We start from the raw sequence: 15,914 nt of genomic DNA, 5'->3' as shown, positions 1-15,914 counted from the left end.
TTTCAAACGCCTGTTTGAGCGGTTACTATCCAGGGACGTTCGTCCCGTTTTGTTCCAGGGAGTCCTGATTTTGGTGAACAGCCATGAAATGCCGTGAGGGTTGTGGTGCCTGCTGCATTGCCCCGTCCATCAGCTCTGCGATGCCGCGCATGCCGAATGGCAAGCCGGCCGGCGAGCGCTGCCTGCACCTGACCGTCGACAACCTTTGTGACCTGTTCGGCAAGCCCGAGCGGCCCGCAGTGTGTGGCGGTTTCCAGGCGGATGTCGAGGTGTGCGGCAGTGACCGTGACGAGGCGATCAGGATTCTTGGCTGGTGGGAGCAGATGACGGCGGCGTGAAGGCTGGATCTTCGACAACAAGGATAAACATGATGAGATCGTTCAAGCGTATTGCACTGCTGTGTGGCCTGGGTGTTGTGCTGTCCCCTGCGGCCTGGGCCGAGAACTGGCAGGTGGCCAAGGACGAGGAGGGGATCAAGGTTTCTCTCAGTGAGGTGGCCGGTTCCAAGTACAAGGCCTATCAAGGCGTCACCGTGATCAAGGCGCCGCTGGCGAAGGTGCAGGCGCTGCAGGAGGACGTAGTCGGGGCTTGTGCATGGATTCATGAATGCAAGATGCAGAAGGTGCTCAAGCAGGAGAATGGCCAGGTCTGGACCTATACCCAGTTCAATACGCCTTGGCCGGTGACGCCGCGCGACTCGGTGCTGCATGTGACCACGGTCAAGGAGGCTGACGGCAGCCTGGTGCGCAACCTGAAGGAAGAGCCGACCTACATCCCGGAAGAGAAAGGCTTTGTGCGGGTAGCGAAGGTCGAAGGCTTCTGGAAGCTCGTGCCCAAGGGTGACAGCACGGAAGTGACTTATCAGGTGCACACCGAGCCGGGTGGTAGCGTGCCGGCGATGGTGGCCAACAAGTTCGTGGTCGATGCGCCGTTCAATACCCTGAAAGGGCTGCGCGAGCGGGCTGAGAAAAACTGAGGAGCGGCCCTGGGATCTTAGGCTTACCGCAATATTGCCGGGGCTGCTTCGCAGCCCTTTCGCGACACAAGGCCGCTCCTACAACGCCGCATCGCGTCGAGCGGAAATAAAAAAGGCTGCCCGAGGGCAGCCTTCTTGCGTTCGGCTGGCGAAGCTTACTTGCGGTCCTGCAGCGCAACGATGTCGCGCTTCTGCTCGCCGGTGTAAAGCTGGCGCGGGCGGCCGATCTTGTACGGGCTGGAGAGCATTTCTTTCCAGTGCGAGATCCAGCCCACGGTACGTGCCAGGGCGAAGATCACGGTGAACATGCTGGTCGGAATGCCGATCGCCTTGAGGATGATCCCCGAGTAGAAGTCGACGTTCGGGTACAGCGAGCGCTCGATGAAGTACGGATCGGTCAGGGCGATCTCTTCCAGGCGCATGGCCAGTTCCAGCTGCGGGTCGTTGTTGATGCCCAGCTCGCGCAGCACTTCGTCGCAGGTCTGTTTCATCACGGTGGCGCGCGGGTCGCGGTTCTTGTACACGCGGTGACCGAAGCCCATGAGCTTGAACGGGTCGTTCTTGTCCTTGGCCTTGGCGATGAACTTGTCGATGTTCGAGACATCGCCGATTTCATCGAGCATGGTCAGTACCGCTTCGTTGGCACCGCCGTGGGCCGGGCCCCACAGTGCGGCGATGCCGGCGGCGATACAGGCGAACGGGTTGGCACCCGACGAACCGGCCAGGCGCACGGTGGAGGTGGAGGCGTTCTGCTCGTGGTCGGCGTGGAGGATGAAGATCCGGTCCATCGCCTTGGCCAGCACCGGGCTGATCGGTTTGATCTCGCACGGGGTGTTGAACATCATGTGCAGGAAGTTTTCCGCGTACGACAGGTCGTTGCGCGGGTACATCATCGGCTGGCCCATGGAGTATTTGTAAACCATCGCGGCCAGGGTCGGCATCTTGGCAACCAGGCGTACCGCGGAAATCTCGCGGTGCTGCGGGTTATTGATGTCCAGGGAGTCGTGATAGAACGCCGACAGGGCACCGACCACGCCGCACATTACCGCCATCGGGTGGGCGTCGCGGCGGAAGCCGTTGAAGAACGACTTCAACTGCTCGTGAACCATGGTGTGGTTCTTCACGGTGCTGACGAACTGGGCCTTCTGCTCGGCATTCGGCAGTTCGCCGTTGAGCAGCAGGTAGCAGGTTTCGAGGTAGTCGGACTTTTCGGCGAGCTGCTCGATCGGGTAGCCGCGGTGCAGCAGGATGCCTTTGTCGCCGTCAATGTAGGTGATCTTCGACTCGCACGAGGCAGTCGCCATGAAACCTGGGTCGAAGGTGAAGTGACCAGTGGCCCCCAACCCGCGGACGTCGATTACATCAGGACCAACGGTGCCGGTTAAAATGGGCAGCTCGACGGGGGCAGCGCCCTCGATGACCAACTGCGCTTTTTTGTCAGCCATGTGGCCTCCTATTAATGCTTGAAATCATCAGACAGACCCCCCACGCAGGGCCCGCACCACTATAGAGGGATAAATTCAGATGTCAATTTGCCTAAAGGCTTGTTGAAACAGGCATTGAGGCCTGGTTTTTCACGAAATTCTCGCCCATTTACGCCTTTTGTCCGTTAAAGGCAATGCGCTATTTGGGCTACCCCGTCACGTTGTCATAAGCAGCCTAACTGTCTATACTCGCAACCCGACCGCCAGGGGCTTGCAAGCCCGAACTGCTGGGGGTCGCCGTTCCCTGGGTGGTGGGTACCTGACCAGTACACTTACCAACAACTTTGCCCTGATTCGCTAGGGGCTCTTCAGTGTGAAAAAAGCCGTGAAAAGCCAACGACCTGTAAACCTAGACCTAAGGACCATCAAGCTCCCCGTCACTGCGTACACGTCCATCCTGCACCGTATCTCCGGCGTCATCCTGTTCCTCGGCCTTGCCATCATGCTTTATGCACTGGGCAAGTCGCTGGGTTCCGAGGAAGGCTTCGGTGAGGTGAAGGCGTGTCTGACCAGCCCGCTGGCCAAGTTCGTGACCTGGGGCCTGCTGTCCGCCCTGCTTTATCACCTCGTGGCAGGTGTACGTCACCTGATCATGGACATGGGTATCGGTGAGACGCTGGAAGGCGGCAAGCTGGGCTCGAAAATCGTGATCGTCATCTCCGTGGTGCTGATCGTTCTGGTGGGAGTTTGGGTATGGTAACCAATGTCACGAACCTGTCGCGTTCGGGTCTCTATGACTGGATGGCGCAGCGCGTCTCTGCGGTCGTTCTCGCGGCTTACTTCCTGTTCCTGATCGGCTACGTGGTCGCCCACCCAGGCATCGACTACACCCAGTGGCATGGTCTGTTCTCCAACAACGCGATGCGGATCTTCAGTCTGCTGGCCCTCGTTGCCCTGGGCGCTCACGCCTGGGTCGGCATGTGGACCATCGCCACCGACTACCTGACGCCAATGTCGTTCGGCAAGTCGGCAACTGCGATTCGTTTCCTGTTCCAGGCGGTATGCGGCGTTGCGATGTTCGCTTACTTCGTCTGGGGTGTGCAGATTCTCTGGGGTATCTGATCCATGGCTAGCATTCCAACCATTTCTTTCGACGCCATCATCATCGGTGGCGGCGGTGCCGGCATGCGCGCTGCGCTGCAGCTGGCTCAAGGCGGCCACAAGACCGCCGTGGTCACCAAGGTCTTCCCGACCCGTTCGCACACTGTATCCGCCCAGGGCGGCATCACCTGCGCCATCGCTTCGGCCGACCCGAACGACGACTGGCGCTGGCACATGTACGATACCGTCAAGGGCTCCGACTACATCGGTGACCAGGACGCTATCGAATACATGTGTCAGGAAGGCCCGGCTGCGGTCTTCGAGCTGGACCACATGGGCCTGCCATTCTCGCGTACCGAAACCGGCCGTATCTACCAGCGTCCGTTCGGTGGCCAGTCCAAGGACTTCGGTAAAGGTGGCCAGGCCGCCCGTACCTGTGCCGCTTCCGACCGTACTGGTCACGCGCTGCTGCACACCCTGTACCAGGGCAACCTGAAGGCCGGCACCACCTTCCTCAACGAGTACTACGCCGTAGACCTGGTGAAGAACCAGGACGGCGCGTTCGTGGGTGTGATCGCGATCTGCATCGAAACCGGCGAAACCCTGTACATCAAGTCCAAGGCCACCGTACTGGCCACTGGCGGTGCCGGCCGTATCTACGCCTCCACCACCAACGCCCTGATCAACACCGGTGACGGCGTGGGCATGGCCCTGCGTGCCGGTGTGCCGGTGCAGGACATCGAAATGTGGCAGTTCCACCCGACCGGCATCGCCGGCGCCGGTGTACTGGTCACCGAAGGTTGCCGCGGTGAAGGTGGCTACCTGATCAACGCCCACGGCGAGCGCTTCATGGAGCGTTACGCGCCGAACGCCAAAGACCTGGCCGGCCGCGACGTGGTCGCCCGTTCGATGGTCAAGGAAATCATCGCCGGCAATGGCGTGGGCCCGAACAAGGACCACGTACTGCTGAAGCTGGACCACCTGGGCGAGGAAGTGCTGCACAGCCGCCTGCCAGGTATCTGCGAACTGTCCAAGACCTTCGCCCACGTCGACCCGGTGGTCGCGCCAGTACCGGTCATCCCGACCTGCCACTACATGATGGGCGGCGTTGCCACCAACATCCACGGCCAGGCCATCACCATGGACGCCGAAGGCAACGACCAGATCATTCCTGGCCTGTTCGCCGTAGGTGAAGTGGCGTGCGTATCGGTTCATGGTGCCAACCGCCTGGGCGGCAACTCGCTGCTCGACCTGGTGGTGTTCGGCCGTGCTGCTGGCCTGCACCTGGAGAAGGCGCTGACCGAAGGCGTGGAATACCGCGACGCCAGCGACACCGACGTCGATGTTGCCCTGAACCGCCTGAACAAGCTGAACGAGCGCACCACCGGTGAAGACGTTGCCAGCCTGAAGCGCGAGCTGCAGAGCTGCATGCAGAACTACTTCGGTGTATTCCGTACCGGCGAATACATGCAGAAGGGTATCGAGCAGCTGGCTGGTCTGCGTGACCGTATCGCCAACGTCAAGATCAACGACAAGTCCCAGGCCTTCAACACCGCGCGTATCGAGGCACTGGAGCTGCAGAACCTGCTGGAAGTCGCCGAAGCTACCGCCATCGCGGCCGAAGCCCGTAAAGAGTCCCGCGGCGCTCACGCCCGTGAAGACTACGAAGACCGTGACGACGAAAACTGGCTGTGCCACACCCTGTACTACCCGGGTGAGAAGCGCGTCGCCAAGCGTGGCGTCAACTTTGCGCCGAAGACTGTTCCAGCCTTCGAACCAAAAGTCCGGACTTACTAAGGGTGGCCGCTATGTTGCAAGTCGAAGTTTATCGTTACAACCCGGACACCGATTCCGCGCCGAAAATGCAGACCTTCCAGGTCGATACCGGCGGCAAGGACCTGATGGTGCTGGACGTGCTGGCACTGATCAAGGAACAGGACGAAGGGTTCTCCTACCGTCGCTCATGCCGTGAAGGCGTTTGCGGTTCCGATGGCATGAACATCAACGGCAAGAACGGCCTGGCCTGCATCACCCCGCTGTCGGCGGTGGTGAAGGGCAACAAGCTGATCCTGCGCCCGCTGCCGGGCCTGCCGGTCATTCGTGACCTGGTCGTCGACATGAGCATCTTCTACAAGCAGTACGAGAAGGTGAAGCCGTTCCTGCAGAACGACACGCCGGCGCCGGCTATCGAGCGTCTGCAGTCGCCGGAAGACCGCGACAAGCTGGACGGCCTGTACGAGTGCATCCTGTGCGCTTGCTGCTCGACTTCCTGCCCGTCGTTCTGGTGGAACCCGGACAAGTTCCTGGGCCCCGCTGCACTGCTGCAGGCCTATCGCTTCCTGGCCGACAGCCGCGACACCAAGACCCAGGAGCGCCTGGCGTCCCTGGATGACCCGTTCAGCGTATTCCGCTGCCGCGGGATCATGAACTGCGTCAACGTTTGCCCTAAAGGTCTGAACCCGACCAAGGCAATCGGTCACGTACGTAACATGCTGCTGCAAAGCGGTACCTGATACAAAGCGTTGTACCTGCAGTAAGCCGAGGTGCGGGTGGTGAGCCCGCACTGAGGTAAAACCCGAACAAAGGCCCACAAAGCCTGCGTTCATTACCTATGAAGATATGAGACCAGCAGGGGCTTTCCGGGCTGGTACCCGGAAAATCAGCAGGATCCTAGTGGCGTGGTTCAGTCGCTGTATTCGGACTTTTCCAGGTTTGCTGTGGCTCTCGCCGATCAGTCCCCTAACCGAGGGTGACCAAGCATGCAAGAAAGCGTGATGCAGCGCATGTGGGAAAGCGCCCACCTTTCAGGTGGTAACGCTGCATATGTGGAAGAGCTTTATGAGCTCTACCTGCACGACCCTAACGCTGTGCCAGAAGAGTGGCGCACCTACTTCCAGAAGTTGCCCGCCGACGGCAGCACCGCTACCGATGTATCGCACTCGACAATCCGCGACCATTTCGTACTGCTGGCAAAGAACCAGCGCCGCGCCCAGCCGGTATCTGCCGGGAGCGTGAGCAGTGAACACGAGAAGAAGCAGGTTGAAGTTCTGCGACTGATCCAGGCCTATCGTATGCGCGGCCATCAGGCTGCCAAGCTCGACCCGTTGGGGTTGTGGCAGCGTCCTGCGCCTGTAGACCTGTCGATCAATCACTACGGCTTGACCAATGCCGATCTTGATACGACCTTCCGTGCCGGCGACCTGTTCATCGGCAAAGAGGAGGCGAGCCTACGCGAGATCTTCGAGGCGCTCCAGAAGACATATTGTCGCACCATTGGCGCCGAGTTCACCCACATCGTCGACTCCGAACAGCGCAGCTGGTTCCAGCAGCGCCTGGAAAGCGTGCGCGGCCGTCCGGAGTTTTCCGCCGACGTGCAGGCCCACCTGCTGGAGCGTGTGACCGCCGGTGAAGGCCTTGAGAAATACCTGGGCACCAAGTACCCGGGCACCAAGCGCTTCGGCCTCGAAGGCGGCGAAAGCCTGATCCCGATGCTGGACGAGATGATCCAGCGTTCCGGCTCCTACGGCACCAAGGAAGTCGTGATCGGCATGGCCCACCGTGGCCGCCTGAACGTCCTGGTGAACACCTTCGGCAAGAACCCGCGCGAGCTGTTCGACGAGTTCGAAGGCAAGAAGATGAACGAGCTGGGCTCCGGTGACGTGAAGTATCACCAGGGCTTCTCCTCGAACGTGATGACCCCGGGTGGCGAAGTGCACCTGGCCATGGCGTTCAACCCGTCCCACCTGGAAATCGTCTCGCCCGTGGTCGAGGGTTCGGTGCGCGCCCGTCAGGACCGCCGCAACGACACCGTTGGCGACAAGGTACTGCCGATCTCGATCCACGGCGATGCCGCATTCGCTGGCCAGGGCGTGGTCATGGAAACCTTCCAGATGTCGCAGACCCGCGGTTTCAAGACCGGCGGCACCGTGCACATCGTGATCAACAACCAGGTCGGTTTCACCATCAGCAACCCGCTGGACGCGCGCTCCACCGAGTACGCCACCGACGTGGCCAAGATGATCCAGGCGCCGATCCTGCACGTCAACGGCGACGACCCGGAAGCCGTGCTGTTCGTGACCCAGCTGGCCATCGACTACCGCATGCAGTTCAAGCGTGACGTGGTCATCGACCTGGTCTGCTACCGCCGTCGTGGCCACAACGAGGCCGACGAGCCGAACGGCACCCAGCCGCTGATGTACCAGCAGATCAGCAAGCAGCGCACCACCCGTGAGCTGTACGCCGATGCACTGATCCAGGCTGGCCGCATCGATGCCGAACGTGCCCAGGCCAAGGTCGACGAGTACCGCAGCGCGCTGGACAACGGCCTGCACGTGGTCAAGAGCCTGGTCAAGGAGCCGAACCGCGAGCTGTTCGTCGACTGGCGTCCGTACCTGGGCCATGCCTGGACCGCGCGTCACGACACCCGCTTCGACCTCAAGACCCTGCAGGAACTGTCGGCCAAGCTGCTGGAGATCCCGGAAGGCTTCGTCGTTCAGCGCCAGGTCGCCAAGATCTACGAAGACCGCCAGAAGATGCAGGCCGGTGGCTTGCCGATCAACTGGGGTTATGCAGAGACCATGGCTTACGCCACCCTGCAGTTCGAAGGTCACCCGATCCGCATGACCGGCCAGGACATCGGCCGTGGCACCTTCTCGCACCGTCACGCGGTGCTGCACAACCAGAAGGACGCCAGCACCTACGTACCGCTGAAGAACCTGTTCCCGGGCCAGCCGAAGTTCGAACTGTACGACTCCTTCCTCTCGGAAGAAGCGGTACTGGCCTTCGAATACGGCTACTCGACCACCACGCCGAACGCGCTGGTGATCTGGGAAGCCCAGTTCGGCGACTTCGCCAACGGTGCGCAAGTGGTGATCGACCAGTTCATCACCAGCGGCGAGCACAAGTGGGGCCGTCTGTGCGGCCTGACCATGCTGCTGCCTCACGGTTATGAAGGGCAGGGCCCGGAGCACTCCTCCGCGCGTCTGGAGCGTTACCTGCAGCTGTGCGCCGAGCACAACATCCAGGTCTGCGTACCGACCACCCCGGCGCAGATCTACCACCTGCTGCGTCGCCAGGTCATCCGTCCGCTGCGCAAGCCGCTGATCGTCCTGACGCCGAAGTCGCTGCTGCGCCACAAGCTGGCCGTGTCGACCCTCGAGGACCTCGCAGAAGGCTCGTTCCAGACCGTGATCCCGGAAATCGACAGCCTCGATCCGGCCAAGGTCGAACGCCTGGTCCTGTGCGGCGGCAAGGTTTACTACGACCTGCTGGAAAAACGCCGTGCCGAAGGCCGCGAAGACATCGCCATCGTGCGTATCGAGCAGCTGTACCCGTTCCCGGAGGACGACCTGGTCGAAATCCTGGCGCCTTACACCAACCTCAAGCATGCGGTCTGGTGTCAGGAAGAGCCGATGAACCAGGGCGCCTGGTACAGCAGCCAGCACCACATGCGCCGTATCCTGGGCCGCCACAACAAGGCACTGGTCCTGGAATACGCCGGCCGCGACGCTTCTGCCGCGCCAGCCTGTGGTTACGCTTCGAAGCACGCCGAACAGCAGGAAAAACTGCTGCAAGACGCCTTCACTGTCTAACGCCTTCGCGCACCTGAAACCGAATTTAAGGAAACACTGATAATGGCTATCGAGATCAAAGCCCCAACCTTCCCGGAATCGGTTGCCGATGGCACCGTTGCCACCTGGCACAAGCAGCCGGGCGATGCCGTCAAGCGTGACGAGCTGATCGTCGACATCGAGACCGACAAGGTCGTCCTGGAAGTGCTGGCTACCGCCGACGGCGTACTGGGCGCCATCGTCAAGGGCGAGGGCGACACCGTCCTGTCCGACGAAGTGCTGGGTTCGATCGTTGAGGGCGGTGCTGCCGCCGCTGCTCCAGCTGCCGCCCCGGCTGCTGCTGCTCCGGCTGCCGCTGCTGCCGACGCTGGCGAGGAAGACCCGGTTGCCGCCCCGGCCGCGCGCAAGCTGGCTGAAGAAAACGGCATCGACCTGGCCAGCGTCGCTGGCACTGGCAAAGGTGGTCGCATCACCAAGGAAGACGTCGTCGCTGCCGTCGCCAACAAGAAGTCGGCCCCGGCGCCGGCGGCCAAGCCGGCTGCCGCTGCTGCCCCGGTTGTGGTTGCCGCTGGCGACCGCACCGAGAAGCGCGTGCCGATGACCCGCCTGCGTGCCAAGATCGCCGAGCGTCTGGTCGAAGCCCAGTCGAGCATGGCCATGCTGACCACCTTCAACGAAGTCGACATGACCGAAGTCATGGCCCTGCGTTCGAAGTACAAGGACCTGTTCGAGAAGACCCACAACGGCGTGCGCCTGGGCTTCATGTCGTTCTTCGTCAAGGCCGCTACCGAAGCCCTGAAGCGCTTCCCGGCGGTCAACGCCTCGATCGATGGCAACGACATCGTCTACCATGGCTACGCCGACGTCGGCGTTGCCGTGTCCAGCGACCGTGGCCTGGTGGTACCGGTACTGCGTAACGCCGAGTCGATGAGCCTGGCGGAAATCGAGAACGGCATTGCCACCTTCGGCAAGAAGGCCCGTGACGGCAAGCTGGCCATCGAAGAGATGACCGGCGGCACCTTCACCATCACCAACGGTGGTACCTTCGGTTCGATGATGTCGACCCCGATCGTCAACCCGCCGCAGGCTGCCATCCTCGGCATGCACAACATCATCCAGCGCCCGATGGCCATCAACGGCCAGGTCGTGATTCGCCCGATGATGTACCTGGCGCTGTCGTACGATCACCGCCTGATCGACGGCAAGGAAGCGGTAACCTTCCTGGTCACCATCAAGAACCTGCTGGAAGACCCGTCTCGCCTGCTGCTGGACATCTAATCGCGCAGCTGCAAGCGGCAAGCGGCAGGCTTCGCTTCGAAGCCTGCCGGCCTTGCGGCTTGCAGCTTGTCGCTTGAAGCTGAAAAAAGGAATCTTTTATGACCCAGAAATTCGACGTAGTGGTGATTGGTGCAGGTCCTGGCGGCTATGTGGCTGCCATCAAGGCCGCACAACTTGGTCTGAAGACTGCCTGTATCGAAAAATACACCGACGCCGAGGGCAAGCTGGCCTTGGGCGGCACCTGCCTGAACGTGGGTTGCATTCCTTCCAAGGCGCTGCTGGACAGCTCCTGGAAGTACAAGGAAGCCAAAGAGAGCTTCAACGTCCACGGTATCTCCACTGGCGAAGTGAAGATGGACGTCGCCGCGATGGTTGGCCGCAAGGCTGGCATCGTCAAGAACCTGACCGGTGGCGTTGCCACCCTGTTCAAGGCCAACGGCGTGACCTCGATCCAGGGCCACGGCAAGCTGCTGGCTGGCAAGAAGGTCGAAGTCACCAAGGCTGACGGCACCACCGAAATCATCGAAGCCGAGAACGTGATCCTGGCTTCCGGCTCGCGCCCGATCGACATTCCGCCGGCTCCGGTCGACCAGAACGTCATCGTCGACTCCACCGGCGCCCTGGAATTCCAGGCCGTGCCGAAGCGCCTGGGCGTTATCGGTGCTGGCGTGATCGGCCTCGAGCTGGGCTCGGTATGGGCGCGCCTGGGTGCTGAAGTCACCGTGCTGGAAGCGCTGGATACCTTCCTGATGGCTGCCGACACCGCCGTGTCGAAGGAAGCCCAGAAGACCCTGACCAAGCAAGGCCTGGACATCAAGCTGGGCGCACGCGTCACCGGCTCGAAAGTCAACGGCAACGAAGTCGAAGTGACCTACACCGACGCCAACGGCGAGCAGAAGATCACCTTCGACAAGCTGATCGTCGCGGTCGGCCGTCGCCCGGTGACCACTGACCTGCTGGCTGCCGACAGCGGCGTGACCATCGACGAGCGTGGCTACATCTTCGTCGACGACTACTGCGCCACCAGCGTGCCGGGCGTCTACGCCATCGGCGACGTGGTACGCGGCATGATGCTGGCCCACAAGGCCTCGGAAGAGGGCATCATGGTGGTCGAGCGCATCAAGGGCCACAAGGCCCAGATGAACTACGACCTGATCCCGTCGGTCATCTACACCCACCCGGAAATCGCGTGGGTCGGCAAGACCGAACAGGCCTTGAAGGCCGAGGGCGTTGAGGTTAACGTGGGCACCTTCCCGTTCGCGGCCAGCGGCCGTGCGATGGCTGCCAACGACACCGGTGGTTTCGTCAAGGTCATCGCCGATGCCAAGACCGACCGCGTCCTGGGTGTACACGTGATTGGCCCATCGGCTGCCGAACTGGTGCAGCAGGGCGCAATCGCAATGGAATTCGGCACCAGTGCCGAGGACCTGGGCATGATGGTCTTCAGCCATCCGACCCTGTCCGAAGCGTTGCATGAAGCAGCGCTGGCTGTGAATGGCGGCGCCATTCACGTGGCCAACCGTAAGAAGCGTTAATTATAAGAAACCACGGCGGGCTGCCCGTCGTGAGTCTTGCGTGCATGACTCACCGCGGAAAGTCCGCCGGACCGGATCACACGGGAAAACCCGGGGTCAACGGTCACAGGTGGTGCGGCGCCAGTAATGGCGCAGCGCCGAAGCGCAGTACCTAACGAAGACGGTAAAAAGCATGAATCTTCACGAGTATCAGGGTAAGCAGCTGTTCGCTGAATACGGCCTGCCAGTTTCCAAGGGTTTCGCTGTCGATACCCCTGAGCAAGCTGCAGAAGCCTGCGACAAGATCGGCGGGAACGAGTGGGTGGTAAAAGCCCAGGTTCACGCAGGTGGTCGCGGCAAGGCGGGCGGCGTCAAGCTGGTTCGCAGCAAAGAAGACGCCAAGGCGTTCGCTGCACAGTGGTTGGGCAAGAATCTGGTTACCTACCAGACCGATGCCAACGGTCAACCCGTCTCCAAGATTCTGGTCGAATCCTGCACTGACATCGCCAAAGAGCTGTACCTGGGCGCTGTAGTCGATCGTTCGAGCCGCCGTATCGTGTTCATGGCTTCCACCGAAGGTGGCGTGGACATCGAGAAAGTCGCTCACGAAACCCCTGAAAAGATCCTCAAGGCCACTATCGATCCGCTGGTCGGCGCACAGCCGTTCCAGGGCCGTGAACTGGCGTTCCAGCTGGGTCTGGAAGGCAAGCAAGTTCAACAGTTCGCCAAGATCTTCGTAGGCCTGGCCAAGCTGTTCAAGGATCACGACCTGGCGCTGCTGGAAGTGAACCCGCTGGTGATCAAGGCCGACGGCGACCTGCACTGCCTCGATGCCAAGATCAACATCGACGCCAACGCCATGTACCGTCAGCCGAAGCTGAAAACCTTCCACGACCCGTCGCAGGACGACGCCCGTGAAGCCCACGCTGCCAAGTTCGAACTGAACTACGTTGCCCTCGAAGGCAACATCGGCTGCATGGTCAACGGTGCCGGCCTGGCCATGGGTACCATGGACATCGTCAACCTGCACGGCGGCAAGCCGGCCAACTTCCTCGACGTTGGTGGTGGTGCTACCAAGGAGCGCGTTACCGAAGCGTTCAAGATCATTCTGTCCGACAGCAATGTCGCGGCCGTTCTGGTCAACATCTTCGGCGGCATCGTTCGCTGCGACATGATTGCCGAAGGCATCATCGGTGCAGTGAAAGAAGTCGGCGTCAAGGTTCCGGTGGTGGTTCGCCTCGAAGGCAACAACGCCGAACTGGGCGCTAAAGTACTGGCAGAAAGCGGTTTGAACATCATTGCGGCAACCAGCCTGACCGACGCTGCTCAACAAGTTGTCAAAGCTGCGGAGGGCAAGTAATGAGCGTCCTGATCAATAAAGACACCAAGGTTATCTGCCAGGGCTTCACCGGCTCGCAGGGTACTTTCCACTCCGAACAGGCCATCGCCTACGGCACCAAGATGGTCGGCGGCGTAACCCCAGGCAAGGGTGGCACCACCCACCTGGGCCTGCCGGTGTTCAACACCGTGAAGGAAGCCGTGGAAGCCACCGGCGCTGACGCTTCGGTCATCTACGTTCCGGCTCCTTTCTGCAAGGACTCGATCCTGGAAGCGGCCTTCGGCGGCATCAAGCTGATCGTCTGCATCACCGAAGGCATTCCTACCCTGGACATGCTGGATGCCAAGGTCAAGTGCGACGAGCTGGGCGTGACCCTGATCGGCCCTAACTGCCCAGGTGTCATCACCCCGGGCGAGTGCAAGATCGGTATCATGCCAGGCCACATCCACCTGCCAGGCAAGGTCGGTATCGTTTCGCGCTCCGGCACCCTGACCTACGAAGCGGTCAAGCAGACCACCGACGCCGGCTTCGGCCAGTCGACCTGCGTCGGTATCGGTGGCGACCCGATCCCGGGCTCCAACTTCATCGATATCCTGAAGCTGTTCCAGGAAGACCCGAAGACCGAAGCGATCGTCATGATCGGTGAGATCGGCGGTTCGGCTGAAGAAGAAGCTGCGGCCTACATCAAGGCCAACGTCACCAAGCCAGTGGTTTCCTACATCGCTGGTGTTACCGCTCCGGCGGGCAAGCGCATGGGCCACGCTGGCGCCATCATCTCCGGCGGCAAGGGCACTGCGGACGAGAAGTTCGCCGCCCTGCAGGACGCTGGTGTGAAGACCGTGCGTTCCCTGGCTGACATCGGCAAGGCCCTGGCCGAGCTGACTGGCTGGGAAGTCAAGAAGTAATACCGCTACACCCCCCACGCGCACAGAGGCCACCTTCGGGTGGCCTTTGTCGTTTCCGGGGGTTGGGTATTACTGTGTCGGCCTCTTCGCGGGCTTGCCCGCTCCCACAGGAGACCTCCACATTCCGGGCCTGTGGTGATCGCCTGTGGGAGCGGGCAAGCCCGCGAAGAGGCCGGTACAGGCAACATTGATTTTTCGATGGGTTTGATAGGAGTTTTCATGCAGACGGATTTCCCGATATCGGGATAATCCTGACCGTCCGCGGTTGCACAGACGACAAACACATACGCACATCGGACAAGCAGCACTGTGCCAGTGCGTTTAAGTGACAAAACAGTTACCCTACGCGCTCACTCTGTGCCCGTCCCCCAAAAGGGAACGACACGCTAAACGGGTCTGGCTTATCAAGCCGGGCAGCATTTCCCCCAACCCATGGGGAAATCCCTTCTCGAATCCCGATTTCAGCAGTGTGGTACTACCTTAAATGAAAGTTTTAAAAGGCCAGGACATCCTGGCGCTTGGCTTTATGACGTTTGCGCTTTTCGTGGGCGCGGGCAATATCATCTTCCCGCCTATCGTCGGCCTGCAGTCTGGCCCGCACGTGTGGATGGCTGCCCTGGGCTTCCTGGTGACCGCAGTGGGCCTGCCGGTCATCACCGTGGTCGCCCTGGCCAAGGTCGGTGGCGGCATGGATGCCTTGAGCAGCCCGATCGGCAAGTTCTTCGGTGGCCTGCTGGCAGCCGTGTGCTACCTGTCGGTCGGCCCGCTGTTCGCTACCCCGCGCACCGCGACCGTGTCGTTCGAAGTGGGTGTGGCACCGCTGACCGGCGAAAGCCCGCTGGCACTGTTCATCTACAGCCTGGTGTACTTCCTCGTGGTGCTGGCGGTGTCCATGTACCCGGGCAGGTTGCTCGACACCGTGGGCCGCTTCCTCGCGCCGCTGAAGATCATCGCCCTGGCGGTGCTCGGCATCGCCGCCTTCGCGCTGCCTGCAGGCACCATGGGTGAAGCGCAGCCAGCCTATGCCGCCGCGGCCTTCTCCAAGGGCTTCTCCGATGGTTACCTGACCATGGACACCCTGGGTGCCCTGGTATTCGGTATCGTCATCGTCAACGCCATCCGCTCGCGCGGTGTCGAGTCGCCGAAGCTGATCACCCGCTATGCCATCATCGCTGGCCTGATCGCCGGTGTCGGCCTGGCCCTGGTCTATGTCAGCCTGTTCCGCCTGGGTGCCGGCAGCCACGAAATCGCGGCGGGCGCCACCAACGGCGCGGCGGTGCTGCATGCCTATGTGCAGCACACCTTCGGCTCGCTGGGCAGCGGCTTCCTCGCCGTGCTGATCGCGCTGGCCTGCCTGGTGACTGCGGTTGGCCTGACCTGCGCCTGTGCCGAGTACTTCAGCCAGATCCTGCCGCTGTCGTACCGCGCCCTGGTGGTGATCCTGGCGGGCTTCTCGCTGCTGATTTCCAACCTCGGCCTGACCAAGCTGATCATGTTCTCGATCCCGGTGCTCACCGCCATCTACCCGCCGTGCATCGTTGTAGTCGGGCTGAGCTTCGTGAAGGACCTGTGGAATTCGCCAACCCGCATCCTGGCGCCAGTGATGCTGGTGTCGCTGCTGTTCGGCATGGTCGATGCGGTCAAGGGCAGCAGCATTGCCCACGTACTGCCGGACTTCATGGCCCATCTGCCGCTGAGCGACCAGGGCCTGGCCTGGCTGGTGCCTTCGGTGGTGACGCTGGTTGGCGCCGTAGCCTGCGACCGCATGCTCGGCAAGCCGCGCGAAGCGCTGGCCTGATAGTCGAAG

13 protein-coding genes are annotated in these 15,914 nt (G+C 61.5%); 12 read left to right on the top strand and 1 reads right to left on the bottom strand.

The window, feature by feature from the left end; translation table 11 throughout:
• Positions 1 to 83: 83 nt before the first annotated feature.
• Together HG549_RS17395 and HG549_RS17390 are read left to right on the top strand one after the other, a co-directional pair.
• Complete coding sequence (locus HG549_RS17395; RefSeq protein ID WP_170030858.1) at positions 84 to 338, top strand: YkgJ family cysteine cluster protein; 255 nt, start codon at positions 84 to 86, stop codon at positions 336 to 338.
• A gap of 32 nt (positions 339 to 370) precedes the next feature.
• A complete protein-coding gene (locus tag HG549_RS17390; protein WP_170034231.1) occupies positions 371 to 976 on the top strand; it encodes an START domain-containing protein in 606 nt (201 codons plus the stop codon).
• A 155-nt stretch (positions 977 to 1,131) separates the two neighbouring features.
• Here the strand turns inward: HG549_RS17390 and gltA are convergent, their stop codons facing one another.
• Positions 1,132 to 2,421 (bottom strand): citrate synthase, encoded by a 1,290-nt coding sequence (gltA, locus tag HG549_RS17385; protein WP_170030856.1) that lies wholly within the window; start codon positions 2,419 to 2,421, stop codon positions 1,132 to 1,134.
• A 352-nt stretch (positions 2,422 to 2,773) separates the two neighbouring features.
• Between gltA and sdhC the strand changes: the two genes are divergently transcribed.
• The 10 genes from sdhC (at position 2,774) to brnQ (ending at position 15,905) form a co-directional block, all read left to right on the top strand.
• Positions 2,774 to 3,160 carry a succinate dehydrogenase, cytochrome b556 subunit gene (gene sdhC / locus HG549_RS17380; RefSeq protein WP_012315350.1) on the top strand — a complete coding sequence of 129 codons (387 nt, stop codon included), beginning with the start codon at positions 2,774 to 2,776 and terminating at the stop codon, positions 3,158 to 3,160.
• Positions 3,154 to 3,522 (top strand): succinate dehydrogenase, hydrophobic membrane anchor protein, encoded by a 369-nt coding sequence (gene sdhD / locus HG549_RS17375; protein WP_003254214.1) that lies wholly within the window; start codon positions 3,154 to 3,156, stop codon positions 3,520 to 3,522. The genes sdhC and sdhD overlap by 7 nt, the downstream gene beginning before the upstream one ends.
• A 3-nt stretch (positions 3,523 to 3,525) precedes the next feature.
• On the top strand, positions 3,526 to 5,298 hold the full coding sequence (gene sdhA / locus HG549_RS17370) for a succinate dehydrogenase flavoprotein subunit (protein ID WP_046615099.1): 1,773 nt from the start codon (positions 3,526 to 3,528) through the stop codon (positions 5,296 to 5,298).
• An 11-nt stretch (positions 5,299 to 5,309) separates the two neighbouring features.
• The gene (locus tag HG549_RS17365; protein WP_011534752.1) at positions 5,310 to 6,014 is read left to right on the top strand and encodes a succinate dehydrogenase iron-sulfur subunit; all 705 of its coding nucleotides are present in this window, start codon (positions 5,310 to 5,312) and stop codon (positions 6,012 to 6,014) included.
• Between the two features lie 246 nt (positions 6,015 to 6,260).
• Positions 6,261 to 9,092 carry a 2-oxoglutarate dehydrogenase E1 component gene (locus tag HG549_RS17360; protein WP_170030854.1) on the top strand — a complete coding sequence of 944 codons (2,832 nt, stop codon included), beginning with the start codon at positions 6,261 to 6,263 and terminating at the stop codon, positions 9,090 to 9,092.
• Positions 9,093 to 9,134: 42 nt separating this feature from the next.
• Positions 9,135 to 10,349 (top strand): 2-oxoglutarate dehydrogenase complex dihydrolipoyllysine-residue succinyltransferase, encoded by a 1,215-nt coding sequence (gene odhB, locus HG549_RS17355; protein ID WP_170030852.1) that lies wholly within the window; start codon positions 9,135 to 9,137, stop codon positions 10,347 to 10,349.
• Between the two features lie 98 nt (positions 10,350 to 10,447).
• On the top strand, positions 10,448 to 11,884 hold the full coding sequence (lpdA, locus tag HG549_RS17350) for a dihydrolipoyl dehydrogenase (protein WP_170030850.1): 1,437 nt from the start codon (positions 10,448 to 10,450) through the stop codon (positions 11,882 to 11,884).
• Positions 11,885 to 12,056: 172 nt separating this feature from the next.
• Positions 12,057 to 13,223, top strand: coding sequence for an ADP-forming succinate--CoA ligase subunit beta (sucC, locus tag HG549_RS17345; protein ID WP_003254205.1), 1,167 nt, complete (start codon positions 12,057 to 12,059; stop codon positions 13,221 to 13,223).
• Positions 13,223 to 14,107 (top strand): succinate--CoA ligase subunit alpha, encoded by an 885-nt coding sequence (gene sucD, locus HG549_RS17340; RefSeq protein ID WP_004376004.1) that lies wholly within the window; start codon positions 13,223 to 13,225, stop codon positions 14,105 to 14,107. The genes sucC and sucD overlap by 1 nt, the downstream gene beginning before the upstream one ends.
• Before the next feature lie 484 nt (positions 14,108 to 14,591).
• Positions 14,592 to 15,905, top strand: a complete 1,314-nt coding sequence (gene brnQ / locus HG549_RS17335) for a branched-chain amino acid transport system II carrier protein (protein WP_170030848.1) — start codon at positions 14,592 to 14,594, stop codon at positions 15,903 to 15,905.
• The last annotated feature ends 9 nt before the right edge of the window (positions 15,906 to 15,914 follow it).

It is taken from the genome of Pseudomonas sp. SK (assembly GCF_012975065.1).
Taxonomy (GTDB): Bacteria; Pseudomonadota; Gammaproteobacteria; order Pseudomonadales; family Pseudomonadaceae; genus Aquipseudomonas; species Aquipseudomonas anuradhapurensis.
Note: the sequence above shows the minus strand (reverse complement) of the source record. Positions and strands in the feature narration are given on the sequence as shown.